This window comes from Allobosea sp. 01N443 (genome assembly GCF_056399325.1).
This window is the reverse complement of the sequence record NZ_JBFTRC010000365.1, coordinates 1-1,999: the sequence shown is the minus strand read 5'-3', so window position 1 is coordinate 1,999 and position 1,999 is coordinate 1. Positions and strand designations below refer to the sequence as shown.

Sequence of the window (1,999 nt, the reverse complement as noted above, 5' to 3'; positions counted from 1 at the left end):
GCACCATGCTGAGCATCGGCGCCAAGCCCCTCGCAACTATCTTCTCAGGCCAGATCTCCGGTCCCGGCTCTCTCTCCCTTGATGGGCCTGGCACGCTGTCGTTGACCGGCTCGAACAACAGCATCGAGGGACTGCTTCTCCTTTGCGGCTGCTCGAACCCGACACTCGAAATCAATGGGGGGTCGCTGAGCGTCGGCGATCCGGCGGGGGGCTTCGGCAGCATCGCTGTGGCYGGCGGCACCTTGCGGGTCGTCAATGGCGGCAGGCTGCATATGGTCGATCCGTCCGGGCTGCTCGCCCTGCAGTCGAACATGGAGGTTTCCGGCCCGAATTCCCTGGTGACCGTGGAAGGTTTCACGGGGATCGGTGGCCCGAGCAACGTCGGCCTTTCGATCAGCGCCGGCGCCGCCATGGAGAGCAGGGCCGAGGCCGCTATCGAAGGCATCGGGGCGTCGACGACCGTCACGGTGACAGGGCCCGGCTCGAGCTGGACGGTCGGCCGCACTCTGTTCGTCGGCGGCTTTTCCTTCGGCGGCACTGGTGCCTTGACCATCTCGGCCGGAGGCACCGTCAACTCCTCCGGGCCGCTCTGGATCGGCTCGGACCCGGATCCGTCGCTCGGATTTGCCCGCGCCAGTGTCAGCGTGACAGGCGCCGGTTCCGTGCTGAACGCGAATGGCGGCCTGCTCGTCGGCTATCCCGGCTGTGGCTGCGGCGATTACACCGGAGCTCTCACTGCGGCTGACGGCGGCACCGTCAATGCCGGCGCAGGCCTGCAGATCGGCCACCTTGGCACGCTCGCGATCGGCGCCGGCGGGCTTGCCGGCACGATCGTTGCACCCGCGATCGTCAATGACGGCGAGATCCTCGCCAATTTTGTCGATGTCTCCATCCTTGCGGCAAACATCTCGGGCACGGGGACGCTGACCAAGCAGGGTTCCGGCCGGCTCATTCTGACGGGGAACAGCAGCTATACCGGGGCGACCTCGGTGCTGTCGGGTCTGCTCACGGTCAACGGCTCGCTGACGGGCTCCGCGATCACGCTGGCCGGTGGCGCGCTCGGCGGTTCCGGCACGGTCGGGAGCGTCATTGTCGGCCATGCCGGCACGGTCGCACCGGGCAATTCGATCGGCACSYTGAMCGTKGCCGGCAACATCTCCTTCGCTCCCGGCTCGACCTATCAGCTCGAGGTCAATGCCGCCGGCCAGTCCGACAGGATCGCCGCCACCGGGACCGCGACCGTGTCCGGAGGAACGGTGCAGCTCCTGGCGCAACAAGGCGGGTATGGCGCCTCGACGCGCTACACCATCCTGACGGCGCAGGGCGGGGTCATCGGCCAGTTCGCCGCGGTGACCTCCAATTTTGCCTTCCTGACCCCAAGCCTGGCCTATGGCGCCAATGACGTGGCGCTGACGCTCGATCGCAACGCGATCGCCTTTCCGCAGGTCGCCCTGACCCGCAACCAGGCCGGTGCCGCGGGAGCGGCCGAAGCGCTGGGCGCCGGCCATCGTGTCTACGATGCGCTGCTCACGGCAAGTGTCGCCGACGCCCGCGCCGGCTTCGATGCGCTCTCGGGCGAGATCCACGCGCAAGCAGTCAGCGTCGCGATCGAGGACAGCCATCTCATCCGCGAATCCATCCTCAACCGGCTGCGCTGGCCCCTGGCCGGCGGCACGTCCGGCGGCATGGTCGACGGCGCCTTCAGCGCCGACGCGCGCGGCAGATCGGCCGGCACGGCTCTGCCGGCGCCGCGCCTCGCCATGGAACGCTTCACGCTTTGGGGTGAGGCGATCGGAGCGCAGGGACGCACGGACGGAGACCGCAACGCGGCTTCGCTCGACCGGCGCGGCGGTGGCATGCTGTTCGGCGCCGAGCTCAACTCGACCTGGAGCGATGCCGGGCAATGGCGCTTCGGCATCGCCGGCGGCTATACGCGCACCGATTTCGATGTCGATGGGCGCCGCTCGAGCGGAGAACTGGGCAGCGCCCATGGCGCGCT

At 68.6% G+C, this 1,999-nt stretch carries 1 protein-coding gene; it reads left to right on the top strand.

All coding sequences use genetic code 11. From position 1 onward, the window contains the following. Window positions 1-101: 101 nt before the first annotated feature. The coding region (locus AC1DRP_RS36345; protein WP_476771110.1) for an autotransporter outer membrane beta-barrel domain-containing protein at window positions 102-1,999 on the top strand (1,898 nt) is incomplete at its 3' end.